This window comes from Hypericibacter terrae (assembly GCF_008728855.1).
GTDB lineage: Bacteria > Pseudomonadota > Alphaproteobacteria > Dongiales > Dongiaceae > Hypericibacter > Hypericibacter terrae.
The window spans coordinates 2,053,199-2,075,910 of sequence record NZ_CP042906.1 but is presented as its reverse complement, the minus strand read 5'-3'; the positions used below and the strand labels follow the sequence as shown (position 1 = coordinate 2,075,910).

General features: G+C 64.9%; 21 protein-coding genes. 3 read left to right on the top strand and 18 right to left on the bottom strand.

All coding sequences use genetic code 11. The annotated features are described in order from the left end of the window. Window positions 1-82: 82 nt before the first annotated feature. The 3 genes from FRZ44_RS09535 to FRZ44_RS09525 all read right to left on the bottom strand — a co-directional run bounded on the left by FRZ44_RS09535 (window position 83) and on the right by FRZ44_RS09525 (window position 3,471). Window positions 83-1,570 (bottom strand): M81 family metallopeptidase, encoded by a 1,488-nt coding sequence (locus FRZ44_RS09535; protein WP_151176964.1) that lies wholly within the window; start codon window positions 1,568-1,570, stop codon window positions 83-85. Window positions 1,571-1,639: 69 nt separating this feature from the next. Continuing rightward, the gene (locus FRZ44_RS09530; RefSeq protein WP_151176963.1) at window positions 1,640-2,872 is read right to left on the bottom strand and encodes an MFS transporter; all 1,233 of its coding nucleotides are present in this window, start codon (window positions 2,870-2,872) and stop codon (window positions 1,640-1,642) included. Between the two features lie 95 nt (window positions 2,873-2,967). After that, window positions 2,968-3,471, bottom strand: coding sequence for a cupin domain-containing protein (locus tag FRZ44_RS09525; RefSeq protein WP_151176962.1), 504 nt, complete (start codon window positions 3,469-3,471; stop codon window positions 2,968-2,970). 212 nt (window positions 3,472-3,683) lie between these two features. On the opposite strand from FRZ44_RS09525, the gene FRZ44_RS09520 reads away from it, so the two are divergent. Both FRZ44_RS09520 and FRZ44_RS09515 read left to right on the top strand, forming a co-directional pair. After that, window positions 3,684-4,352, top strand: coding sequence for a hypothetical protein (locus FRZ44_RS09520; protein ID WP_151176961.1), 669 nt, complete (start codon window positions 3,684-3,686; stop codon window positions 4,350-4,352). A gap of 153 nt (window positions 4,353-4,505) precedes the next feature. Next, window positions 4,506-4,964, top strand: coding sequence for a hypothetical protein (locus FRZ44_RS09515; protein WP_151176960.1), 459 nt, complete (start codon window positions 4,506-4,508; stop codon window positions 4,962-4,964). 17 nt (window positions 4,965-4,981) lie between these two features. Here FRZ44_RS09515 and FRZ44_RS09510 read toward each other — a convergent pair whose 3' ends face one another. The 14 genes from FRZ44_RS09510 to pxpA all read right to left on the bottom strand — a co-directional run bounded on the left by FRZ44_RS09510 (window position 4,982) and on the right by pxpA (window position 20,968). Beyond that, complete coding sequence (locus FRZ44_RS09510) at window positions 4,982-5,848, bottom strand: protein-methionine-sulfoxide reductase heme-binding subunit MsrQ (protein ID WP_151176959.1); 867 nt, start codon at window positions 5,846-5,848, stop codon at window positions 4,982-4,984. 195 nt (window positions 5,849-6,043) lie between these two features. Further along, entirely contained in the window at window positions 6,044-6,652 is a 609-nt protein-coding gene (locus tag FRZ44_RS09505) for a DUF6655 family protein (RefSeq protein ID WP_151176958.1), read from the bottom strand. A 114-nt stretch (window positions 6,653-6,766) separates the two neighbouring features. Continuing rightward, window positions 6,767-7,744: a quinone oxidoreductase family protein gene (locus FRZ44_RS09500; RefSeq protein ID WP_151176957.1), complete on the bottom strand. Its 978-nt coding sequence runs from the start codon at window positions 7,742-7,744 to the stop codon at window positions 6,767-6,769. A 32-nt stretch (window positions 7,745-7,776) separates the two neighbouring features. Then, the gene (locus tag FRZ44_RS09495) at window positions 7,777-8,631 is read right to left on the bottom strand and encodes a branched-chain amino acid aminotransferase (RefSeq protein ID WP_151176956.1); all 855 of its coding nucleotides are present in this window, start codon (window positions 8,629-8,631) and stop codon (window positions 7,777-7,779) included. Window positions 8,632-8,681: 50 nt separating this feature from the next. Next, on the bottom strand, window positions 8,682-10,181 hold the full coding sequence (locus tag FRZ44_RS09490) for a sugar ABC transporter ATP-binding protein (RefSeq protein ID WP_151176955.1): 1,500 nt from the start codon (window positions 10,179-10,181) through the stop codon (window positions 8,682-8,684). Then, complete coding sequence (locus FRZ44_RS09485; RefSeq protein ID WP_151176954.1) at window positions 10,178-11,281, bottom strand: SMP-30/gluconolactonase/LRE family protein; 1,104 nt, start codon at window positions 11,279-11,281, stop codon at window positions 10,178-10,180. Before FRZ44_RS09485 ends, FRZ44_RS09490 begins: the two co-directional genes overlap by 4 nt. After that, window positions 11,281-13,422 (bottom strand): ABC transporter permease, encoded by a 2,142-nt coding sequence (locus FRZ44_RS09480; protein WP_151176953.1) that lies wholly within the window; start codon window positions 13,420-13,422, stop codon window positions 11,281-11,283. Before FRZ44_RS09480 ends, FRZ44_RS09485 begins: the two co-directional genes overlap by 1 nt. 68 nt (window positions 13,423-13,490) lie before the next feature. Then, the gene (locus tag FRZ44_RS09475) at window positions 13,491-14,510 is read right to left on the bottom strand and encodes a sugar ABC transporter substrate-binding protein (protein ID WP_191908512.1); all 1,020 of its coding nucleotides are present in this window, start codon (window positions 14,508-14,510) and stop codon (window positions 13,491-13,493) included. Window positions 14,511-14,555: 45 nt separating this feature from the next. Further along, window positions 14,556-15,557 (bottom strand): ABC transporter permease, encoded by a 1,002-nt coding sequence (locus FRZ44_RS09470; RefSeq protein WP_225308698.1) that lies wholly within the window; start codon window positions 15,555-15,557, stop codon window positions 14,556-14,558. Between the two features lie 282 nt (window positions 15,558-15,839). After that, the gene (locus tag FRZ44_RS09465) at window positions 15,840-16,910 is read right to left on the bottom strand and encodes a tartrate dehydrogenase (RefSeq protein WP_151176951.1); all 1,071 of its coding nucleotides are present in this window, start codon (window positions 16,908-16,910) and stop codon (window positions 15,840-15,842) included. Then, window positions 16,907-18,283, bottom strand: a complete 1,377-nt coding sequence (locus FRZ44_RS09460; protein WP_151176950.1) for an aspartate aminotransferase family protein — start codon at window positions 18,281-18,283, stop codon at window positions 16,907-16,909. Before FRZ44_RS09460 ends, FRZ44_RS09465 begins: the two co-directional genes overlap by 4 nt. A 64-nt stretch (window positions 18,284-18,347) precedes the next feature. Further along, window positions 18,348-19,322 carry a 5-oxoprolinase subunit C family protein gene (locus FRZ44_RS09455; RefSeq protein ID WP_151176949.1) on the bottom strand — a complete coding sequence of 325 codons (975 nt, stop codon included), beginning with the start codon at window positions 19,320-19,322 and terminating at the stop codon, window positions 18,348-18,350. Next, window positions 19,319-20,197 carry a 5-oxoprolinase subunit B family protein gene (locus FRZ44_RS09450; RefSeq protein WP_151176948.1) on the bottom strand — a complete coding sequence of 293 codons (879 nt, stop codon included), beginning with the start codon at window positions 20,195-20,197 and terminating at the stop codon, window positions 19,319-19,321. The genes FRZ44_RS09455 and FRZ44_RS09450 overlap by 4 nt, the downstream gene beginning before the upstream one ends. Before the next feature lie 42 nt (window positions 20,198-20,239). After that, on the bottom strand, window positions 20,240-20,968 hold the full coding sequence (gene pxpA, locus FRZ44_RS09445) for a 5-oxoprolinase subunit PxpA (RefSeq protein ID WP_151176947.1): 729 nt from the start codon (window positions 20,966-20,968) through the stop codon (window positions 20,240-20,242). A 225-nt stretch (window positions 20,969-21,193) separates the two neighbouring features. Here pxpA and FRZ44_RS09440 point away from each other — a divergent pair, with 225 nt between their 5' ends. Next, window positions 21,194-21,955, top strand: coding sequence for a GntR family transcriptional regulator (locus FRZ44_RS09440; RefSeq protein WP_151176946.1), 762 nt, complete (start codon window positions 21,194-21,196; stop codon window positions 21,953-21,955). On the opposite strand, the gene FRZ44_RS09435 is transcribed toward FRZ44_RS09440, so the two are convergent. Then, window positions 21,861-22,709, bottom strand: a complete 849-nt coding sequence (locus FRZ44_RS09435; RefSeq protein WP_151176945.1) for an ABC transporter permease — start codon at window positions 22,707-22,709, stop codon at window positions 21,861-21,863. The two genes, FRZ44_RS09440 and FRZ44_RS09435, sit on opposite strands and share 95 nt — an antisense overlap. Window positions 22,710-22,712 lie beyond the last annotated feature (3 nt).

The following is a 22,712-nucleotide window of genomic DNA, read 5'->3' as shown; positions in this document are numbered from 1 at the left end:
TCGAGTGCTTAGAAGGCCACTCAGATCTGAAATTTTCCTGAGCAAAAGCCTCTTGATAATACGAAGTGGCCCAGTCTTTTCCCTACGGGTTCGGATCGTTCAGGTTGTCGAGCGGGTAGATCGGCCGGCGCACATGCTTGAAATCGAGCATGGAATAGTCGGAGGTGCACACGCCGACGCCGGCGCATTCGATGATCTGTTTCGCGATCGCCTTGAAGCCGGCGCGATAATGGACCCGGCTCTTCAGCATCAGATATTTCTTCGCCGTGGGATCGATCCCCAGCGACGTGAAGCAGCCGAGGTCGAAAGGCTCGAGATGTTTCGAGATGACCACGATCTCGACCTTGCCCGTATCGAGCACCACCGCCGTCCCCATATCCATCAGCATCCCGTGCCAGGCCTTGCCGCGATTGCGGAACTGCCCGTTGGAGATGAGCTTGACGGTGCCCGTGACCTCGCGCGGCTCGCCCTTGCGCTTGATCGAGGGCATGTCGAGCTTGCCGCCCAAGGGAACCGAGACCTTGGCGCCGACACCGGCCGCGATCAGCGTCTTGACCGCCGCCGGATCATGGATCGCGAAGGCCGCCACATCCTCCAGCCCTGAATCGAGGATGGCGCCCAGGACCTTCATCGTGTCCATGGTGCCGCCCGAGGCGCAATTGTCGTAGTGATCGAGCAGGACCACCGGGAACTCGGTCGCGGCCTTGGCCCGCGCCAGCGACTCCTCCAGCGGTTCGAGGCGATAGACGAAGGCCTCGCGGTGGGTCCAGGCGAAATCGAGGAGCTCGTCGCGATAACGCCTGGCCAGGTCCGGGTCGTCGTTCGTCACCACCACGGCCGACAAGCCGGCCTGCGAGATATCGGCATGGGGGAAGCCGGTGAAGAGGGTGGCGCAGAGCGCCCCTTCCCGCTCCATCCGCCGGGCCATCGCCTGGAGATCCCTGTTGGGGAAATCGTCGCTCCCCTGGCGCATGACATGCGGCAGCATCGGGCGGTTGCCCCAGGCCATGGTCGGGCGCGCCTCGCCCTTGAGCATGGCGAAGATCGGCTTCGCCGCCCGCATCGAGGTCTCGTAGGTGTCGATATGGGGATAGGTCTGGTAGCCGGCAATCACCGTCGCATTCTCGGCGATCGCCGGATAAAAGTTGGTGTGCATGTCGAGCGAGACGCCGATGGGCAAACGGGGTGCCAGCTTCCGCAGCCGCGACAGCAGCTCGCCTTCGCCATCCTCACGCGAGCGCGTCACCATCGCGCCATGGAGATCCAGGAGCAGCGCGTCGCAACCCTTCGCGACCGCACGGCAGATCTTGTTGCAGATATATTCATAGGCCTCGTCCTCGACGGGCCCCGAGGGCCAGGCCTCGGCCGAGATCGCGATCTCGAACTCGGCGCCATGCTGCTCAGCGAGATCGATGAAGGCCGCGACCCCGGCACCAGTACCCTTCAGGGCCTTGTAGGCCGCTTTCCCTTCGAGCAGTTCGTCGCCCGCCTTGCCGAACCGCGCCAGCGGCGTCGGCACCGGAGAGAAGGTGTTGGTTTCATGCTTCATGGCGGCAATGACGAGACGCATCGGCTTCCCCTCGAAGATCAGGAGTCCCGAGCCTAGCCGATGAAGCGCCGCCCGTCTTGTCTTCGATGGTCAGGCGCCCGGAGCCTCGGCCGGCTTGGAATGTTTCTTCAGGCAGAACGCCAGAGCCATGCCGGCGGCGAGCGCGATCCCGATGCCGAAGACGCAGGCTTCCCACCCCAACCCGTCGAAGACCTGACCCAGCAGCGCCGTGCCGACCAGGCCGCCGCCGAAATAACAGGCGAGATAGATTCCGCTGGCGGAGCCCCGGTCGGTGGTCGCGGCCCGGCCGATGAAGCCGGTGGCGGCGGCTTGCGCGAAGAAGGTGCCGACGCCGATCAGGGCCAACCCCACCAGGACAGCGACGATATTCGGCAGCAGCAGCAGGGGCAGACCGAGGGCAGCGAGGAGCAAGGCACCGCCCACAGTCTTGCGCGTGCCGAAGCGATGGGCCGCGCGCCCGGCCAAGGGCGTCGTCAGGATCGCCGGCAGGAAGACGAAGTAGACGAAACCCAGCTGCATCGGGCCGATCGCAAGCGGCGCCCGCACCAATACGAAATTGACGAAGGTGAAGGTGCCGATGAAGGCGAAGAGGATGCAGAAACCCACGCCGAAGCTCGCGCGCAAGGGACGGTTGCGCAGATGCTCGGTCCAGATCGACAGCGGCGAACGCGCCATGGCGGGGCGCTCCATGGGAACGGCGCGGCGCAGGCTCACGGCAACCAGCAGCGCGCCCAGGAGATTGAGGGCGGCGAAGAGATAGAAGTTCGTGGCCAAACCCCAATGCTCGGCAACCGCCGCCGACAACAGCCGGCCGAACAGATTGCTGGCGACATTGCCCGTGATGTAGGCGGCCGAGGCGGCGACCGCGTCCCGGGCGCTGCTGCGCTCCGCCAGATAGGCCAAAGTCAGCGTGAAGGCCGAGGCCATGCAGAGCCCCTGCAGGATCCGCAAGCCGGTGAAGACGGCAAGAGTCGGCGCCACCGCCAGCAGCGCCGTCGGGATCGAGAGCAGCATCAGGCTGACCAGGATGCCGCGGCGGCGGTCGATCCGGCGGCTGACCAGCGCGATGCCGAGGCCGGCCAGCGCCATGCCGATGGTGCTGGCATTGACCGCGAAACCCATCGCCGCCGGACTGACGTCATAGGCGCGGGTCAGGGTCGGCAGGATGGCCTGGGTGGCGAAGAGATCGACCACCGTCAGGAAGGCGACGATGCCGATGATCAAGGTCCGGAAGGCGGCCGGGCCGGCGATCGCCGCCAGCATGGCCATCGGCGTCGGCGAGGATTTGGCGATCATGGTCATGCTCGGCTCCGGCAAAAGCAGCGATCGGCTGTGACGGGCCTCCTTGCGTCCACCGCGTTACGAGCCGATCCCATAGGTCCCGCATCGGCGGACCCTCACATCATGTTCGCGTCCATCGGGTCATGGAGCAGGTCCGAGGAGAGGAGCACGGCCTGGGTCTTGCCCGTGTTCTTCCACCAATGCGAGGTGTCGTGGCTCTCGACCGCGACATCGCCGCTCTTGTGGACGATCGGCACCGCGCAGGTGCTGGCATATTCGGTGACTTCGCCGCTGACGATATAGATGATCGCCGGGCGGTCTTCGTGGCTGTGCCAGGGAACGATGCCGCCGGCCTGGATCACCAGCTTGCGCAGGCGGAAGGTGCGATCGTTGATCGCCGCCGGCTCCTTCGACAGGTCGATCGAGCCGATGACCGTATCGGTCACGTCCTTGGGCATGGTGGCGCCGGGCTTCTGGCCCTGGCCCGCGGGAACCACCTTGTCGGCCGGGCAACTGCCGGCGAAAGCCGACATCGAGCCCGCCGACATCGCGCCGGCGACAATGCCGGCCAATGCCAGGCCCCGCCAGACGGCGCGGCTGGTCTTGCTGTTCATGATCATGGAAAGGTCTCCTCTTCTTCTCTTGGCTGAATGGGCGGCGTCTTCACCGCGGCAACGGCTTGAGAATTGCGGAACCCCGGACAACACGGAAATGCCGCCGCGCTCTGGTTTCCATAGCGGCCGGTCATGGGGCTGGTTAAGGACTTCGGTCCGCGCCTCGCCCGTCCGGGGGAATCGACGGGGACGGGTTCTCTGTGGCAGGCTCGATTCCCATGACGTCTCGATTCGCCCTGGGCCAGCGGCTCGGCCTCACCCGTGCTCAAACCGATCTTCTGCTGCGTCTGCGCACGCCGGAGCGAATCCAGGACTTCATCACCTCGCTCAGCATCAATCACGAACTGAACGGTGACAGCTGCCTCTCCGTCGTCGGCGTGCTCGAGCACCGCCACGCGCATTGCATCGAAGGCGCCTTCGTCGCGGCATGCGCGCTATGGCTGCAGGGCGAGCCGCCGCTGCTCATGGACTTCCATGCGGAAGGCGACGACGACCATGTCGTCACGCTGTTCAAGCGCGGCGATTGCTGGGGCGCGATCTCGAAGAGCAATCATGTCTGGCTGCGCTGGCGCGACCCGGTCTATCGGACCCTGCGCGAGCTCGCGATCTCCTACATCCACGAATATGTAAACGAGTCCAAGAAGACCCTGCGGGCTTACTCCCGACCGTTCGATCTGCGCCGCGTGGCGCCGGAGCGCTGGGTCACCAACCCCGAGCCCTGCTGGGACGTCGCCGAGGAGCTCGACGGCATCCGCCATTACCGGCTGATCTCGAAGGCCCAGGCCCGGCGCCTGCGCGACCGGGACGATTTCGAGCAGCATCTCGGCCGCCAGGTCGAGTTCATCTCGCCCAGGAAGCGGAGCGCCCGGGCCGCCGCCCGATCCTGAACGGTCGGCCACGCCCCCGTGGCATAAACCGGGCGGCGAAATGACAGCGCAGTTAATCCCCTTCTCGTCCGTGTAGGTCAGGGACCGCAATTCCAACCGGCAGACCGTGAAGACGGCAGCCCGGACTTCGGCACCGATACTCAGGAGAGAAGAATGAAGGACAAAACCCGAGCTCTCATCTCAACCGGCCCTTCCGCGAACCGGCGAGGCGCCGGACGTTTGCTCCTGGCGCTTGCCGCTGTCCTGGCAGTCCTGGCCGTCAGCAGCCCTTCCCGCGCCGACGACGACGATTGGAGCCATGGGAACCACTGGAACCAGGGCAATGGCGGCCATGGCAATGGGGGCCATGGCAACGACTGGAATCACGGCAACGGTGGGAACGACGGCTGGAATAACGGCTGGAACAAACATCACGAGCAGGGCCGGGGATATTATGGCAAACAGTATCCGAGCTATGGCTACTGGGCACCGCCGCCGCGCTATTACTACCCGCCTCCGCCGCCCCGTTACTACTACCCGCCGCCGCCCCGGGTCTATTACGCCCCGCCCCCGCCGGTTTACGTCTATCCGCAGCCCGGCTTTCAGGTGGTGATCCCGATCCAGATCGACTGACCTTCTGATCGTCCTTATCAGGAGGCCCGGTTCATGGCGAGCTTCGGCGGCGCCTTGGGCTGGGCCTTCTTCATGAGGGCGCGGCGCAAGGCCACCGCAAGCGTGACGCCAAGCGCCACGATCAGCACCCACCAGGCGGGCCTGATCCCGGCGGCGAAGCCGAGATTGGCCTCGAGCACTTTGAGGGCCGGTGCGTGGGTCGCAACCGCGTACCAGCCGGCCTCGGTCAGGGCGGTGGCAATGGCCGACAGACCCGCGAGCCCCAGCAGCGACGGGATGCTGCCGATCTCGCCGAAGCGATCCCAGAGCCGATAGCCCATCAGCCAGAGGAAAAAGCCGGACATCAGGGCTGCGGGGTAGACGTTGAGCTTCGCCTGCATGAAAAAATGGACCAGGGCCAGCGCGCTCACCAGATAGACGATCCGATGCAGCGCCTGCCAGCGCTTGCCGCCGAGACGGCGCACCCAGCCATCGGTCGAGGTGATGGCCAGCAGCATCAATCCGAACAGCGCCACGAAGCCAATGGTGAGATAGATCCGCAGCCAGATCTCGCTGATCACCCGGATCAGGTTCCAATTCTGGTCGACGATATAGAGCCCCAGATGCAGCAACCCGTAGGCGAAGGTCGCGACACCCAGCATGCGCCGGACGAGGATGAGCGGCGCCCAGCGGAACAGCTTGCGCGCCGGCGTGATGGCCAGCGTGATCAGCAGGAACCGCACCATCCAGAGCCCAGCGAAATGGATCGCGGTATTGAGGGGACGCGCGCCGAGGTCCTGCGTCAGGGCCAGCCCGGCAAGCCAGGCCGCCGGCAAGAACAGGCCGACGAACACGAAGAGCTTCAGAAGCGACAACCGTCCCGCGCGGTCGTACCAAGGCGCCATGGGTCCAGGCTCTCTGCCGTTTGCGAGTCCCCGCGCTGAATTCGGCGGGCCAGCCTTAACTGGCGCGGAAAGCGCCGGAAATCACCACAACTCTACGTGAGATCGGCGCGAGCCGCATCCGCCATGTCGGCAAGGGCGATCTTCCTCCTGCGCCGCGCCCTGCCGGTTTCGTGAAGTTTCACCCGCGAATCTGGATCAATTGGCCGGAGGCGGATGGTCTGGATCGTCATCCGGCCCGACATCGCTGGTTGTCCAACCGAACAGCAGCAGAACCAGCCAGTGGGTCTCGTAGGAATCGCCATATTCGGGGGCGGACGAGGCGACCAGCTTGCCGTCCGCAACGTTGTACCCGACGGCCGCGAATTTCGCGAGCCCCAGCCTCCGGTCACGTTTGAAGAGCGCGATCTCCGGTGTCACGGCCTGCCCCGCCAGCGGGATCGGCAGGGTCATCTGCGGAATGCCGATCAGCAACGCATTCTGGTCCATGGAGAGGGCGCCCGCCCGGATCTCAACGATGTTCTCCGCCTTGGCCTTGTCGTCCACCAGCAAACTGCCATGCTCGAGCAGATGCGCGCGGATCGCCGCGATCGCATATTTGGCGTCGACGCCGTCGAAGTTCGTCGCATCGACGAAGACCTTGGTGCCCGTCGGCATCTGCAGCGCCAGCTTGGTCGCGGCGCGCTCGGCCGCGGTCGATATCAGCAGCTGCTCGGTCGCCGTCCGGTCGGGATTGGATTGACGCTCGGTGGTGCAGCCGCAAAGCGCCAGCGCCGCCACCAGGCAGGGGAGAAGACATCGTTTCATTCCCCTGAGGATAGGAGACACATGCCGGGCTGACGCCCCTCTCCGAGGTGGCAAAGCTGTGGCTCTCGACCCTCAACATGAGTCGATTTTCAGGGAACCATTTCCGGCGCGGTCTCAGGGCAGCAGCACACTCGATCCGACGGTGCTGCGGGATTCGAGCTGGCGATGCGCCTCGGCGGCATCGCGCAGCGGGAAGGTCTGATGCACCTGCACCATCACGCGGCCCGACACGATCTCGGCAAACAGCGCATCGGCCGCCTGCTCGAGTTCGTCATGCGTCGCGATATAGTCGAACAGCACCGGCCGCGTTGCCGTGAGCGAACCGTGACTGGCGAGATCGGACAGCTTGAAGTCGGTGATCATGCCTGAGGACTGGCCGAAGCTAACGAAATGCCCGAGCCGGCGCAGGCATTTCAGGGACTCACGATAGGTATCCTTGCCGACCGAGTCATAGACGACATGCACGCCCCTGCCCTCCGTGATCTCGGCGACACGCTTGGCGAAATCCTCGGTCTTATAATTGATGACATGAGCGTAACCATGGCGCCGCGCCAGGGCGGCCTTGTCGGCCGAACCCACGGTCCCGATCGCGATGGCGCCCAGGCCCGCGAGCCATTGGCCCGCGATGAGCCCCACGCCGCCCGCCGCCGCATGGAACAGAACATGCTGACCCGAATGCACCCGGAAGGTGCGATGCAGGAGATAATGCGCGGTCAGACCCTTCAGCATAATGGCAGCCGCGACTTCGTCGCTGACCCCGGGTGGCAGCTTGACCAGCCGTTCCGCCTTCATCACGCGGCTCTCGCGATAGGCCCCCAAGGGCGTGGTGTAGGCCACGCGATCGCCGACGGCCAGCTCCTTCACATCCTTGCCGACCTCCTCGATGACTCCCGCCGCCTCGCCGCCCGGAATCAGGGGCTCGCCCTGCGGCCACGGATAGAGGCCGGTGCGGAAATAGGTGTCGATGAAATTGACGCCGACAGCCGTCTGCTTCAGCAAAACTTCGTCCGGGCCGGGGCGGCCGGTCGCAACCTCGCGCCACTCCAGCACGTTCGGTCCGCCCGGTTTGGTCGCGACGACTGCCATCGACATGGACGTCACCTCCCTATCGCCGGCCGCACGCCCTAGCTATGCGCCCATTCCCAATAGAGCTTGCGGGCAAGCTGGCCTATCGGCCCGAATTCGAACTTCCGATCGTCGAAAGCCATGACCGGCATGACCTTGGACATGTTGCCGGTCGAGAACACCTCGTCGGCGGTGCGGAACTCGTCGATGCCGAGCACGGTCTCATGGACCTTGGTGCCGGCCTTGCGCAGCAGTTGGATCACGCGCTGGCGGGTCACGCCATTGAGGAAGGTCCCGTTCGGGATCGGCGTGAAGACCTCGCCTTTGCGCGCCAGGAAGATGTTCGACGTCGCCAGCTCCGCGGCATTGCCGTTGGCATCGCAGCAGATCGCGTTGTCGAAGCCCTTCGCCTTGGCCTCGCGGAGCATCCGGGCATTGTTGGCATAGAGGCAGGCCGCCTTGGCATTGACCGGCATGGTGTCGAGGGTCGGGCGCCGGAAGCGCGTCGTCGTCATGGTGAAGCCCTTGGGCGGCGACATCGGGATCTCTTCCAGGCAGAGCGCGAAGGTGGTGGATTCGCCCAGCGGCGGCACCGACATGAAGCCGCCCTCCTCCGCCCAATACATCGGGCGGACATAGAGCGCTGCGTCCTTGGAGAAATGCCTGAAGCCGTCCCGCGCGATCTCGGCGATCTCCTCCGGCCGGAGCGTCGGGATCAGCCCGAAGACTTCCGCAGAATCGCAAACCCGGCGGCAATGGAGATCGAGATCGGGCGCCACCCCCTCGAAATATCGCGCGCCGTCGAACACCAGCGAACCCAGCCAGGTGGCGTGCGAACGGGCGCCCAGGATCATGGTGTTGCCCTGCTGCCAGCGACCCTCGAAATAGGTCCAGCTGTTCGGTTGATTGCCCATGGGCAGGCTCCGTCTATCGAGATCGTCGGAATCGGAAGGTCAGGCGGCGGTCAGTGGACCGCGGCATACATGATCCGCTCCTCGGTGGCCTCGGCCGGCGTGAACTCCTCCACGATGCGGCCCTGGCGACAGACGAGGATGCGATCCGAGATATTCAAGATCTCGGGAAGATAGGACGAGATCACCACCACCGCCAGCCCGTCGTCGGCGAGCTTGTTTATCAAATGATGGATTTCGGCGATCGCCGCCACGTCGACGCCGCGCGTCGGCTCGTCGAAGATCACGAGGCGCGGCTTCTGAATCAGGCCCTTGCCGATCACGACCTTCTGCTGATTGCCGCCCGAGAGCTCGATCACCCGCGCCTCGGGGTCGATCGCACGGATCGACAGCGTCTTGGTCCATTCCGCGGCCAGTTCCTTCATCTCGGTCCGGCTGACGATCGGGACCTTGTTCAGTCCCGCCGCCAGCAGGCCCGAATAGAAATTCTCGGCGATCGACATGGTCTCGAAGAAGCCCTCGGTCTTGCGGTCCTCGGTCACATAGATGATGCCGTCCTTCACCGCCGGGCTCGGCACGTTGTAGCGGACCGGCTTGCCCTCGAGCTCGATCTCTCCGCCGCGCAGGAAATCGCGCTTCAGGATGCCGGCGATGATCTTCGCCGTCTCGGTGCGTCCCGACCCGATCAGACCGAAGACGCCGGTGATCTGCCCGCCATAGATCGAGAAGGAGGTGTTGCGGACGATGGCGCCCATGGAGATGTCCTGGACGCTCAGCACCTTGGCGCCCGGTGCCCGCGCGCCCTTGCGCTCGACCCGCCGGCGATAGAGCTCGTCCGACATGGTGCGGCCGACCATGGCACGCACGATCTTCTCGCGGTCGAAGCTCGAGGTTGCGTCGGTGACGACCCGCTCGCCGTCCCGCATCACCGTGATCCGGTCGGAGATCAGCAGCGCCTCCTCGAGCGCATGGCTGATGAAGACGATCGAGACGCCGCGCGCCTTGAGGCGGCGGATGAGGGCGAAGAAATGCCGTTTCTCCTCGGGCGTCAGGGAGGCGGTCGGCTCGTCGAAGATGATGATCCGTGCATTGAGCCGCACGGCGCGCGCGATCTCGACCATCTGGCGCTTGGCGGCGCCCAGCGTCGCGACCGTGGCCGCGGGATCGACCGTGAAATTGAGCGACTGCAGGAACTGCTGCGCCGCGATGGCGATGCCGCGCAGCCGGTTCAGGAACTTCTCGTCGCCCAGATAGAGATTCTGTGCCACGGTCATGGAAGGGACCAGGCTCGTCTCCTGGAACACCATCGCGATACCCTGCTTCAGGGCCTCGGCCGGGGTGGTGAAGGTGATCGGCGCGCCGCGATAGAGCATCGTGCCCTCGGTCGGCTCGACCACGCCCGCCATCATCTTGGTCAGGGTCGACTTGCCGGCGCCGTTCTCGCCGACCAGCGCATGGACCTCGCCTTCCAGCAGGTCGAAATCGACCGACTTCACCGCCGGGATACCGCGATAGGCCTTGGTCACCTTGCGCATTTCGAAGAGCGCGGTCATAGCGCGGCCCTCCCCCCGCCCGGCGTCGCGCCGATCGCGAGGATGGCATGGCCGCCCTTGGCGGCGACCAGCACGCGGCCCCCCGCCTCGACGACGCTGGTGACGCCGTGGCGGTTGCCGTTGGAGCGGCTGTGGAAGCTTTCGACCGGCTGCAACGCCTCATCGAGCCTGACCACAAGCCCGTAGGAGCGGCTGGGCGCCCAGGGCTTGCGGATGCCCATGGTCCGCACGCTGCCGCATTGCAGCGGCTCGAGGAAGCTGACGCTCGAAGAGAGCGACGGCGCGATCCAGAATTCGCGGTCGATGTCGCGCATCATGTCGGTGCGGTAGTCGTTCTCGTCGAGGACGAACTCGATCAGGCGATTGCGCGGCGCGAACAAGGCGAGCCATGCGCCGCCACCCGGCGACGGCGCCAGCCGCGCCGGATAACCGGGAAGCTTCGACAGAACGGGCCCGGCCTGACCGCGCCCATCGGCCGAGAGGCGCAGCAGGCGATGACGCCAGGATTCCGAGATCACCATCCGGTGATCGGGCTCGACCAGGATGCCATTGGGCCAGGCCAGCCCACGGGCGAGACAGGTTTCCGTGCCGGTCTCGAGGTCGATCCGCCAGACCGACCCGCTGGCGCCCTTGCCCATCAGGTCGACCACCCAGTCGCCGGGCCGGTGCGGGGCCGACCCCTGCGTCACCAGGATGCTGCCGGGATGCGGCATGGCGAGCGCCGTCGGGCAGACCAGGCGATCCGGTCCGACCGATTTGAGCTCGCGCCCGTCGAGGGCGCCGCCCTTGAACAGGATCCGCCCGTCATCCAGCCCCATCGCGATGCCACCGTCCGGTGTCGCGGACAGGGCCGTCACGGCACAGCCGAACTGCGCCACCATCTGCGGGGTCGAGGAGGGTTGGGTGAGCGGCACCGTGAGCAGAGTGGAGCCGCTGGAGAAATACAGCCGGCCGTCGGCGACCGCCAGATTATCCGGCGCCTCGACCGTCAGCAGCGCCGCGGCATCGTCCAGGGCGGTATTCGGCTTCAAGGCGCCATCCATCGGCGGGATGGTAACGGCCTTGCCGCGGAACGGATCGAGCAGGCGGTCGATGAACATCAGCCCTTGCCTCCCCAGTAGGAGGACCAGCTCGTCCAGTTCGGATCGGCGCCTTCGATGCGGTAGCGCCCGATGCGGTTGTTGAGGATGCCGCCGATATAGAGGTAACCCTTATGCTCCCGCATCGAGGTCACCATCGGATGGCGCTCGCCGCCGAGATCGCCCAGCGCCTCGACGATGCGGCCGCTCTCGTCGAACTTCACCACGCCGCCGGTGTTGATGTTGGGGAACAGCCACTCGTCCTGCGGCAGGCGGCGGGTCATGCGCTTGCGCATGCCGGGCTTGCGCAGGGCCAGGTCATAGCTCGGCGTGCGCATGCCGAGCCAGGCCATCCAATAGGTCCCGTCCGAGGCGCGATTGATGTTGTCGGGATAGCCCGGCATATCGCGGATCACGCATTCGAACTTGCCCTTGTCGGGCCCGTCGAACCAGTAGCGATGCACGCGGCAGGCCCAAGATTCGGCCATGAAGAGCGACTGCCCGTCATGGGCCATGCAGACGCCGTTGGCGTAGCGCAGGCCGCTGAGCAGGGTCTTCGTGCTGCCGTCCTTCGGATCGTAAACCAGCAGCCGCCCGGTGGGCCGCCCCTCGATGCTGTCCAGCGCCCAGTCATGCGCGTCGTAGCGCGTGGTCGAATCTGTGAAATAGATACGGCCGTCGGGCGCGATGTCGCAATCGTTGGGATCGCGCAGCCGCGCATCGTCGAGGATCGAGGTCCAGGAACGGTTGGTCTCGGTCGAGAGCTGCGTGACCTTGCGGTCCTTGTCGATCGAATAGAGGCCCATGGCGCCGACGCAGGTCTTGATCGCGCCGTCGCGGTCGATGGCGAGGCCCAGCGGGAACCCGCCGATATGGGCGAAAACCTCCGAGCGCTTATAGTCCGGCGCCAGATAGCGGACGATCTCGCCATGGCGCGTGCCCGCATAGAGATTGTCCTGCTGGTCGAGGATCACGTCCTCCGGCCCTTCGAGCTCGCCGAGCCCGATGGGTTCCGCCTTGGAAAGCTTGTCGGAGAGCGCATAGGGCGTGCCCGAGCCGGGCAGCGCCGACTGGGTCTCGCCCATCTGGTGATGGATCGGCGTGACATAGACCTCGCTCAGGACCTTGTCGCGGTTCTTGAGCCAGCGGATGTCGAGGGTGACCGCGGCCCCCAGCAACAGGCCCAGCACCATCTGATTGAAGCCGGTGCCGAAGCCCAGGCGGATGAGGCCGTTGGTCATCACCAGCACGATGATGGCGCCCATGACCGCCTTGGCGATCGACCCGCGCCCGCCACCCAGGCTGTTGCCGCCGACCACCACGGCCGTCAAGGCCGCGATCTCCATGCCGGCACCAGTCCCAGGCCCCGCGCCGCTCAGGCGGCAGGCGATCAGGAAGCCCGCCAGGCCGCAGCAGAGACCGGAGATCACATAGGTCAGGAACACGGTGCGCTTGACGCGGATGCCGGAGTTGTAGGCCGAGCGCCGCGAGCCGCCGACCGCAAGGATGTGCCAGCCCGGTCTCGAGCGGGTCATGGCGATATGGGCGATGATCGCGATCACGGCGGCCGCGGCCACGGCGATCGACGGGCCGTTGGGCGCCCAATCGCCGAAGATGGAGCCGTCGCCGACGAAATCCCAGAGATCCGAGGACGCCATCGAGGTCTGTATCTGGGTGTTGTAGTCGATCACCAGGATGTCGAATCCGGCGCGACCGATGATCAATGTGACCAGTGTGGTCAGAAAGGCGCGCAGCCGCATATAGCCGACCAGATAGCCGTTGATGCAGCCGAAGATCAGGCCGGTCAGCATGGCGGCGAGGAAGGCCACCCAGACCGGCTGGTTCCAGACGAAGAAGCAGCCGACCGCCGCGAAATTGGCGAGGGCGAAGATCGAGCCCACGGAAAGATCGATCCCGCCGCCCAGGACCACGATCGTGAGCCCGACGACGACGATGGAAAACTCGCCGAGCTGGCGGGTGGAATCGCTCAAGGAGGATGGCAGGAAGAACCCGGGAATGGTGCTGCCGAAAGCGACGATGGTCACGACCAGCGCGACGAACGGAATCGCATTGTCGGTCCAGCGCTTGGTCAGGATCTCGCCGATCAGGTGATCGGGGATGTAGTTATAGCGCAGGCGCAGTGCCCGCTCTCGCAAGGTCATGAGCCGATCCGGTTTAGGAAAACGGGAGCGGCCGGCCCGTCGCGGCCGCTCCCTTTATCGAAGAGGCGTCAGTACTGCCCGGCCTGCAGGGCCTTGACGTCCCAGCAGGTGCTCGGCTTCAGGTCGGCCTTCGTGGTCGCCTTCTCCAAAGTATAGATGTAGGTCTTGGAGGTTCCCGCCGGCTGGCCGCTTTGCAGCAGGAACTTGATGATCGCGTTCATGTCGCGCGACTGGTTGGCCAGATCGGTCATGACGACGGCTCCGAAGGTTCCGTCCTCGAGTGCCTTGCAATCGACCATCTCGCCGCCGCCGGTCGTGACCAGGAACACCTTGCCGTCGAGCTTGGCGTCATGGATCGCGGCCGAAGCGCCCGTCGCGTCGCCGTCCCAAAAGTCGATGATGGCGCAGATGTCGGGATTCTGCTGCAGCATGGTCGTGGTGACGTTGCGCGACGTGGTCGGATCCCAGTTCGAGAACGGCTTCGCGACCACCTTGAAGTCCGGGTGCTTCTCCAGGACCTTCATGATGCCGTTATACTGATAGATCGAAGAGGCGTTGGCGGCGTCACCCTGCACCAGCCCGATCTTCTTCGAGGAATTCTCGCCGCAGCCCTTGACGGCCGCTTCGGCCTCGAGCTGGCCCAGCCGGTCCCAGTCGCTGCCGACGAAGGCGTCGGCCGGATAGTTCATCGGGTTATCGACCAGCACCACATAGATCCCATCCTTCTGCGCCTTCTTCAGCAGCTTGGAATAGGAGTTGAGGTCGGGCGAATGGACCACGAGCACGTCCGGCTTCTGGCTGCCGGAGATCAGATCGGTGATGGCCTGAGCGCCCGCGCTGGTATCCCAGTTCGGGTCGCGGGTCTCGAAGGTCCCGCCCCAGCCCTCGACTTCGCGCTTCAGATAGGCGGCCCAGCCCTGGGCCAGGTCGAAGCCCATCGCCATCGGCACCAGCACGACACGCTTGCCCTGCAAGGCCTTCTGGTAAGCGGCCGGGCCCGGATCTTCCTGGGCGTTTGCCGCGCTATTGACGGCCACCGTGCCCAGCAGCGTCAGGGCGACGGCAGTCAGCATTCCCTTGAGTCTCATGATGCACTCCCTTTCCTGTCAGATGATCTCTTGTGCGTGCCCGCTTCAGATGTCGCCTTGCTGCGCCGTTTGCTCGTCGCGTGGATTCAGCAGGCTGTCCACGATGATGGCGATCAGCAGGATCGTCGATTTGATGAGGTTCTGATAGACGTTCGAGAAATCCAGGATGGTCATGGCGTTCTGCAGGATCCCGATCAGCAGGGCGCCGACGACGACGTTGCGCATGCCGCCCTTGCCGCCGGAAAGCCCGATGCCGCCGATTACCACGACCAGGATCACGTCATAGAGCAGGGTCGAATTTACCACGCGGACATTGATGCTGTGCAGGCTGGAGGCCGTGAGGATGCCCGCCGAGAACGCGATCAGGGCGGAGATCACATAGCGCAACACGGTCATCGGCCGGACCGGGATGCCCATATTGCGCGCCGCCAGGAAATTGTCGCCCATCAGATAGACGTAGCGGCCCCACTTGGTGAAGCGCAGGAACAGGAACGCCAGGAAGGCGGCCCCCGAGAAGATGAACACCTCGACCGGGATCTCCCCCAGATGGATCTGCGCGAACTGGTCGATCCGGCTCGGAATCTGGCCGAGCTCGTTGATCCAGTTGCCCGCCGGCACCGGGGTCGCGTCCTGCGCGATCAGTTGCGAGCGGCAGAAACCGTAGACGAAGGCGCCGCTGGCCAGGGTCGCGAAGATCGCCGGCACATCGGCGTAGGCCACCATGAAACCGTTGATGAGGCCGATGGCGACGACGCCGGCGAGGGTCAGGGCCAGGGCTTCGCCGCCGGAAACGCCGTTCTGCAGCATCTGCAGGTACCAGGCGACCGACATCGCCATGATAGCGACCGCCGAGAGGTCGATGCCGCGCCCGATGATCACGATTCCCATGCCGACCGCGAGGATGCCCAGCACGCTGACGCTACGCACGATGGCGATCAGATTGTCGGCCTGGAGAAAGCCCCCGAGCGTGATCGAGCAGGCGATGAAGATCGCCAGCGCCAGCGCAAAGACGATCCGCTCCTGAGACAGGTTCTTGAGGAAATTCACTCGCGCCAAAGCTGTCGACCCTGCTTCCCTGTTTCGGCCGGGGGGACAGTTGTCTCCTGGATCCAGACACGCCACTGCAGGTCGCGCGACAGCAATAGCGGGATACTGGTCCAAGCCCCCTCGGCGAGACCGGCAAGGATGTTAGTAGAGGACTTTGGCGGGCGCCAGCGCCAGCACCGACAGACCCCCGGGATTTCCGGGGGTTAGGCATGATTTTGGGCCCAATCCGGTGAGACCGGTTCCGGCCGGCGGTTCCGCCTCGCCGGCGCGTCCGTCGATAGGTCAGGCCCTCTCCACCGCCCGAGCCACCGCCTCCCCCATCTCCCGCGTCGAGGCCTTGCCGCCCATGTCGGGCGTGAGGTTGTTGCTCGCGGCCAGCACGGAGGCGAAGGCGCGCTCGACCGCTGCCGCAGCCTCGGGATGCCCCAGATGCTCCAGCATCATGGCGCCGGACCAGATCTGGCCGATCGGATTGGCGATGCCCTTGCCCGCGATGTCAGGCGCCGAGCCGTGAACCGGCTCGAACATCGAGGGATGCTCGCGTTCCGGATTGAGGTTGGCCGAGGGGGCGATGCCGATCGTGCCCGCCACCGCCGGCCCCAGGTCGGAGAGAATATCGCCGAAGAGATTGCTCCCCACCACCACGTCGAAGCGCTGCGGATTGCGGACGAAATGCGCCGTCAGGATATCGACATGGTACTGGTCGGCACGGATCTCCGGGTAGCTCTTGGCCATCGCCGCGAAGCGCTCGTCCCAGAAGGGCATCGTATGGATGATGCCGTTCGACTTGGTGGCGGAGGTCACATGCTTGGCCGGGCGGGTCCGGGCCAGATCGAAGGCGTAGCGCAGGATCCGGTCCACGCCATGGCGGGTGAAGACGCTTTCCTGCATCGCCATCTCGCGGTCGGTGCCGGCGAAGAGCCGGCCGCCGATCTCCGAATATTCGCCCTCGTTGTTCTCGCGTACGATCCAGAAATCGACGTCGCCCGGCTTCACATCGGCCAGCGGCGAGCGCACGCCCTCGAGCAGTTTCACCGGGCGCAGATTCACATATTGCTGGAAGGTGCGGCGGATGGGGATCAGCAGGCCCCAGAGCGAGACATGGTCGGGCACGCCGGGGAAGCCGACGGCGCCCAGGAAGATCGCGTCATGCTTCGCGATCTGCCGGAGCCCGTCCTCCGGCATCATCCGGCCGGTCTTGCGATAGGTCTCGCAAGACCAGTCAAAATGGTCCCACTGGAACTCGATCCCGAAACGACGACCCGCTGCGTCGAGCACGCGGATCCCTTCCGGCACGACCTCCTTGCCGATGCCGTCGCCCGGAATGACGGCGATGCGATGCTTGCTTTTCATCCCTGCTGACGGATCCAGGCTTGCGCGTCGTCGAGCGTCTTGCGGAAGCGGCTGATCATTTCCCCGATCTGCGCGGCGTCGATGATGAGCGGCGGGCAGAAGGCGATGCTGTCGCCGATGGCACGGACGATGAGCCCGTGATCGTGGGCGCGCTCGAAGACCCAGTTGCCGACCTTGCCGATCGGATCGAACGGCCTTTTGGTCGCCTTGTCCGCCACCAGCTCGACGGCGGCAATGAGCCCCAGGCCGCGCACCTCGCCCACCAGCGGATGAGCGCTGAGCTTCCGCAAGCCGTCCTGCAGCACCGGCGCCATCGCCGCCGCGTTCTGGATCAGCTTGCGCTCTTCGATGATGTTGAGATTCTCCATCGCCACCGCCAGCACGACCGGGTGCGCGCTGGCGGTGAAGCCATGGCCGAAGGCCCCGATCTTGTTCGTGTTGTCGGCGACGGCCTGATAGATCTGATCGGTGAACAGGACCGCCGCCAGCGGCTGATAGGACGAGGTGATTGCCTTCGACAGCACCATCATGTCCGGCTTGATGCCGAAGGTTTCGCAGGCGAAGGTCTTTCCGGTACGCCCGAAGCCGTTGATGACCTCGTCGGCGATGATCAGCAGGTCGTATTTGCGGCAGACCTTTTGGATCTTCTCCCAATAGGTCTTGGGCGGCACGATGACGCCGCCCGCTCCCATCAGCGGCTCGCCGATGAAGGCCGCCACCGTGTCCGGCCCCTCGCGCAGGATCAGATCCTCGAGATCCTGCGCCATGCGGGTCGCGAAATCCTCCTCGCTCTCGCCGTCGCGCCCGAAGCGGTAATAATGCGGGCAGCAGGTATGGAGGATGTTGGCGATCGGCAGGTCGAAATCGCGGTGATTGAGCGGCAGGCCCGTCAGGCTGCCGGCCCCGATCGTGATGCCGTGATAGGCCTTGATCCGCGAGATGATCTTCTTCTTGTTCGGGCGGCCGATGGCGTTGTTGTAGTACCAGACCAGCTTGACGGCCGTGTCGTTCGCCTCGGAGCCGGAGTTCGTATAGAAGACCTTGGACATCTTGACGGGCGCCATCTTGACGAGGCGCTCCGAGAGCTCGATGCCCGGCATATGCGATTTGTGGCTGAAGGAATGGTAGTAGGGCAGCTTCTCCATCTGCGCCGCCGCCGCCTTCGCCAGCCGCGGCTCGCCGAACCCGATCGCCACGCTCCAGAGCCCGGCCAGCGCCTCGATATATTCCCGTCCCTGGTCGTCATAGACATAGATGCCCTTGCCGCGCTCGATGATGCGCGGGCCGACCTGCTCATGCCGGCGCGCATTCGTCACTGGGTGAAAGAAGTAGGCGATGTCGCGGGCGGCGGGTGAATTCGGGATGGTGTCCATTCGGGTGGGTCCAGTTCGAGAGTTGGTGTAGGGTCTGGGTTTGGGAGGGCCCGGCGGGACCTCGTCAGATCGGTTCCAGGCTGTCGAGGCTGCAGAGACGATCGAGTTGTCGGCGCAGGGTCTGGGCCGCTTCGATGTCGATTTCGATGAACCTGTATATATCGCCAGGGCGCGATTGGGCCAGTTTCCAGAATGTCGCCGTCGGCACGGTGTAAGGATTGATGAACCCGCCAGTGCTGGGGGCGTCGTTCACCAGGATGATCGGCGTCTGGCCGGCCAGGTTGATGGCTCCCAGGGGGTAGCCGTGATCCAGGATATTCGAGGGATGCTGCCCATGTTCCGGGCGCTTCTCATAGGCACGCGGTGCAAAGGTGAATTCCGGCCCCGTCAGTCGAAGCCCCGTCCGGTTGCTCTTGGCTTGCAGCTTCCAGTCGCTGGCAAAGAACCGCCGATGCCCCTCCTCGTCGATCCAATCGTCATTGGGGCCGCGGACCACCTCGATCTGCCAGTCGCGCCGCGCCACGATCTCGGGCCGGCGATCCCGGCGGACCCTGCGCCGCGGCACGGCTCTGCCCCGGCCGACCGGCAGCGCCTGGCCGGCCTTCAGCGCATAGCCTTCCACGCCACCAACGCCGGCCATGTGGAAAGTCGACCGCGAGCCCAGCACGGGCGGCGTGTCGATCCCGCCGGCAATTGCGATGTAGGCACGGGCTCCCGCGGCGGCCGATCCCAAGGCCAGGACCTGCCCCGCCTGGACCGGGATGGTGGTCCAACTCTCGATCGGCTGGCCGTCGAGCTTCGGCTTCATGTCCGCGCCGGTCACCGCGATGACGGTGGCCGCGTCGAAGCGCAACGCGGGCCCGATGAACTGGCATTCCAGCGCCGCCGCTTCCGGCCCGTTGCCGACCAGCAGATTGGCCAACCTGAATGACCAGGAATCCATGGGCCCCGAAGGCGGAAATCCCTGCTCCCAATAACCGATGCGGCCGGGCAGATCCTGCACCGACGTCTCCAGGCCCGGGGTGACGACGCCGATCATTGCGCCGCTTCCCGCTGCGGCGACGCGATCTCGGCCAGCCAGGACTGGTAGCCGCGAATGGAGAATTTCTGATAGTCGGCGAACTGATGTTCATAGCTGCCGTCGTCGACGCGCGCGGCGATCTCATCATACTCCGCGCGATCGACCGGAACGAAGCGCACGCGGTCGCCCGCCTTGAACAAGGCCAGGCTCGATTTGAACGCCTTCAGTCGCTGCAACCGATCCCAGATCGGCATCGGCGTGCGCGCGAAGATCTGATAGCCGCCGGGCGTCTGGTCCGGATAGATGCAAGTCAGCGCGCCACCGAGCCCGATCGTGCCCTTGGGGGTCCAGGTCCGCGGCGGATTGTATTTGGGCGCCGTCAGGCGGCAGCGCGGATCGAGCGGCATGAGAGAGCAGAGTCCGGGCCAGAAGCCCAGCGCTGCCACCCAATATTCCGTGCCGGAATGCACCTGTTTGAGATGGGCGCGATCCTTGAGGCCGTTCATCCGCACCAGCAGATCCGGGTCCGGTTCCTTCTCCGCCAGCTTGGCGCGATAATCCTCGGTGCATTCGCGGGTCCAGGGATCGAAATAGAGGATCGGCACATAATAGATGCGGCTCGCCAGCTCGAGCGAGCTCAAGTCGCCGATCGAGGCGCGTAGCGTCAGCAACTCTTCCGTCAGATCGCGATAGGAGATCAAATCCGGATCATAGGAAACCTGGATCGACGCCATCTCGGGGATGAGCTCGATCACGCCCTTGACGCGGCTCTCGCGGATACGTCTCGCCAGCGTATGAACAAGGAAGTTCAGTTCGAAGCTCATTTCGTCGCCGAGCTCGAACTCGATAATGCGGTCGCCACCAGGCGCAAATCTGGGCCGGTCATAGATCATCGGACGGCCTCGCTCTTCGGCATCCCCTGCAGCCCCGCATGCTCAATGCGCGAGCTGGTCCTTCAACGCGGCGTGAACCGCCTTGGCGACCGCGACGGCACCTGGCGTATCGCTGTGGACACAGATGGTGTCGGCGACCACGGAAACATCCCTGCCGTCGAGCGCCCGCGTCTTGCCCTCGCGGATCGCGCGCAAAACCTTCTGCGCGGCGGCCTCGGGCGCAACCGGGTCATGCGTCATGGTGATGACCTGGCGCCCCTCGCCATCGTAATCGAGGTCGGCATAGAACTCGCAACTGAACGCCACGCCGCGCTGGGTGAAGACATCGGACATGACGCAGTTGGCGTAGCCGATTACCGGCAGCTTCATGGCGAGCGCCGCATCGGCGATGCCGTTCGCTACCGCTTCATTCTTCTGCGCCATCCCGAACAGCGCGCCATGCGGCTTGATATGCGACATCGCAATGTTCTCGGCGTCGAGAAAGGCCTGCAAAGCGCCGACCTGGTAGAGAACCAAGGCCGCGACTTCCTTCCGCGACAACTTGATCTCGCGCCGGCCAAATCCTTCGCGATCGGCCAGCCCCGGATGCGCGCCGATCTTGAGGCCATGGCGCTTCGCTGCCGCCACCGTCTTCCACATCACCATCGGGTCCGATGCGTGAAAGCCGCAGGCAATGTTCACATGCGTGACGTAAGGCATGCAGGCCTCGTCATCGCCGAGCCGATAAATGCCGTAGGCCTCGCCCATATCGCAATTGATCGTAACCGACATTTCATCTGCCTCGTGAGGTGCATGCTCCCGGCGGCGCCCGCCGGCCGCGGCCTGGACGGGCGTCCTCGATCATGCCGGCATGCTGGGCGCCGGCCGTCGCTTTATGTTATATGATATATCAACACAGCAAAGCGATTTCCGCCCGGATGCCCGATTTCGGTCTATTCTGGGTCCAACAGTGAGTCCCGGCCCCGGCCAACGCGGGCTGTGGCGAGAGTGGGGATCATGGCCAAGATCGAACATCAAACGCTGAACGACCGCGCCTACGCGGCCATCAAGAAGGGACTGATGTCGGGGCAGTTCAAGCCCGGCGAGGTATTGACGATCCGCCAGCTTGCGCATGATTACGGAATCTCCGCCACACCGGTTCGCGAGGCATTGCAGCGGCTCGTCGCCGAGCACTCGCTCGAACTGTTGCGCAACCGGTCGATCGCCGTGCCCATCCTCACGCTCGACAAATTCGTCGAGCTTCGCCGGATCCGTTGCCTGCTCGAGGGGCTGGCAGCGGAGCTCGCGACGCCTCATTTTCGCGACAGCGATCTCGCGCGGCTCGAGAGCACCATCGTCGAGATCGACCGCGACATCAAAGACAAGAACGCCGCCGGCTATCTGAAGCGGAACGAGAAGTTTCATTTCGTGATCTATGAACGGGCGCAGTCGCCCCACACGCTTCAGATCATCCAGGATCTCTGGACCCAGGTGGGCCCCTTCCTCTACTGCCTGTTCGAGGATACCGGCTATCTGCGCGAGGCCAATGACGGTCATCGCAAGATCGTCACGGCGATCCGCAGCGGAAAGCCGGAGGCAGTCCGCGACAGTGTCGTCTGGGACATCTCCGAAGCGGCGGAGAGCCTGATGGTACGGCTGCGGGAAATGGAGGCCGAGGCCGCGCTCAAGAACGGTCCAACTTTACAAACAGCACCCAGAAGAAGCCGGCCAGCAGCGGCAAGGTCACCGTCAGGACAAGGCTCGACAGCGCGAAGATGATCGGCACCTGAGATTGCTGCGATGCCGCCATCAGCCAGTTCCAGATGGGCATGGTGGTATCGGTGCCGCGCAGGAAGACCGAGCGCAGCACCTCGTTGAACGACAACAGAAAGCCGAACAGCCCGGCCCCGACGATCCCCGGCCGCAGGATCGGGAACTCGATATCCCAGAATCGCTCCCATTTCGAAGCGCCGAGGTCCTCGGCGGCCTCCAGCAGGCGGTGATCGAACTTCGTCGCCAGCACCAGGACCGTCAGGAGCGAGAACGGCAGGGCCCAGACGATATGGCCCAGGAAGATCGCCCAGAACCCCAGCTTCAGCCCCAGGAACGAGCGCAGGAAGATGAAGAGTGCCGCCCCCATCGTCATGCCGGGCACGAAAAGCGGCAGCACCGCCAGCAGCACCACGCCGCCGGGTCGTCGGAGCTGTGGAATCGCCCGCCCCACCGCGGTCGCCACGATCATGCAGATCAGTCCGACAGCGAGCGCCAGCAGGAGGCTGACGCCGAAGGGTTCGGTCCAGCGCCGGTCCTCGAACAAGGCCGCATAGTTCTCCAGCGACAGCGGAAAGGGAATGCCGGAGAGCGGCCGCTCGCTGATCGACATCAGGGCGAGCCAGATCAGCGGGAAATAAGTCAGGGCGAGAACGGCATAACCGGCCCATTTGGCAAGCTTCGGCCAGCCGCGCCAGTAGCTCGGGCCGCGCTGCACGGCGGGCGCGGCCGGAAAGGTCAAGGCCATGCCGACATCCGCCATGGG

Excerpts from the sequence above, each read along its gene's own strand:
- FRZ44_RS09535 (WP_151176964.1), bottom strand. The coding sequence starts at position 1,570 with ATGCGTCTCGTCATTGCCGCCATGAAGCATGAAACCAACACCTTCTCT.
- FRZ44_RS09530 (WP_151176963.1), bottom strand. The coding sequence starts at position 2,872 with ATGACCATGATCGCCAAATCCTCGCCGACGCCGATGGCCATGCTGGCG.
- FRZ44_RS09525 (WP_151176962.1), bottom strand. The coding sequence starts at position 3,471 with ATGATCATGAACAGCAAGACCAGCCGCGCCGTCTGGCGGGGCCTGGCA.
- FRZ44_RS09520 (WP_151176961.1), top strand. The coding sequence starts at position 3,684 with ATGACGTCTCGATTCGCCCTGGGCCAGCGGCTCGGCCTCACCCGTGCT.
- FRZ44_RS09515 (WP_151176960.1), top strand. The coding sequence starts at position 4,506 with ATGAAGGACAAAACCCGAGCTCTCATCTCAACCGGCCCTTCCGCGAAC.
- FRZ44_RS09510 (WP_151176959.1), bottom strand. The coding sequence starts at position 5,848 with ATGGCGCCTTGGTACGACCGCGCGGGACGGTTGTCGCTTCTGAAGCTC.
- FRZ44_RS09505 (WP_151176958.1), bottom strand. The coding sequence starts at position 6,652 with ATGAAACGATGTCTTCTCCCCTGCCTGGTGGCGGCGCTGGCGCTTTGC.
- FRZ44_RS09500 (WP_151176957.1), bottom strand. The coding sequence starts at position 7,744 with ATGTCGATGGCAGTCGTCGCGACCAAACCGGGCGGACCGAACGTGCTG.
- FRZ44_RS09495 (WP_151176956.1), bottom strand. The coding sequence starts at position 8,631 with ATGGGCAATCAACCGAACAGCTGGACCTATTTCGAGGGTCGCTGGCAG.
- FRZ44_RS09490 (WP_151176955.1), bottom strand. The coding sequence starts at position 10,181 with ATGACCGCGCTCTTCGAAATGCGCAAGGTGACCAAGGCCTATCGCGGT.
- FRZ44_RS09485 (WP_151176954.1), bottom strand. The coding sequence starts at position 11,281 with ATGTTCATCGACCGCCTGCTCGATCCGTTCCGCGGCAAGGCCGTTACC.
- FRZ44_RS09480 (WP_151176953.1), bottom strand. The coding sequence starts at position 13,422 with ATGACCTTGCGAGAGCGGGCACTGCGCCTGCGCTATAACTACATCCCC.
- FRZ44_RS09475 (WP_191908512.1), bottom strand. The coding sequence starts at position 14,510 with ATGAGACTCAAGGGAATGCTGACTGCCGTCGCCCTGACGCTGCTGGGC.
- FRZ44_RS09465 (WP_151176951.1), bottom strand. The coding sequence starts at position 16,910 with ATGAAAAGCAAGCATCGCATCGCCGTCATTCCGGGCGACGGCATCGGC.
- FRZ44_RS09460 (WP_151176950.1), bottom strand. The coding sequence starts at position 18,283 with ATGGACACCATCCCGAATTCACCCGCCGCCCGCGACATCGCCTACTTC.
- FRZ44_RS09455 (WP_151176949.1), bottom strand. The coding sequence starts at position 19,322 with ATGATCGGCGTCGTCACCCCGGGCCTGGAGACGTCGGTGCAGGATCTG.
- FRZ44_RS09450 (WP_151176948.1), bottom strand. The coding sequence starts at position 20,197 with ATGATCTATGACCGGCCCAGATTTGCGCCTGGTGGCGACCGCATTATC.
- pxpA (WP_151176947.1), bottom strand. The coding sequence starts at position 20,968 with ATGTCGGTTACGATCAATTGCGATATGGGCGAGGCCTACGGCATTTAT.
- FRZ44_RS09440 (WP_151176946.1), top strand. The coding sequence starts at position 21,194 with ATGGCCAAGATCGAACATCAAACGCTGAACGACCGCGCCTACGCGGCC.
- FRZ44_RS09435 (WP_151176945.1), bottom strand. The coding sequence starts at position 22,709 with ATGGCGGATGTCGGCATGGCCTTGACCTTTCCGGCCGCGCCCGCCGTG.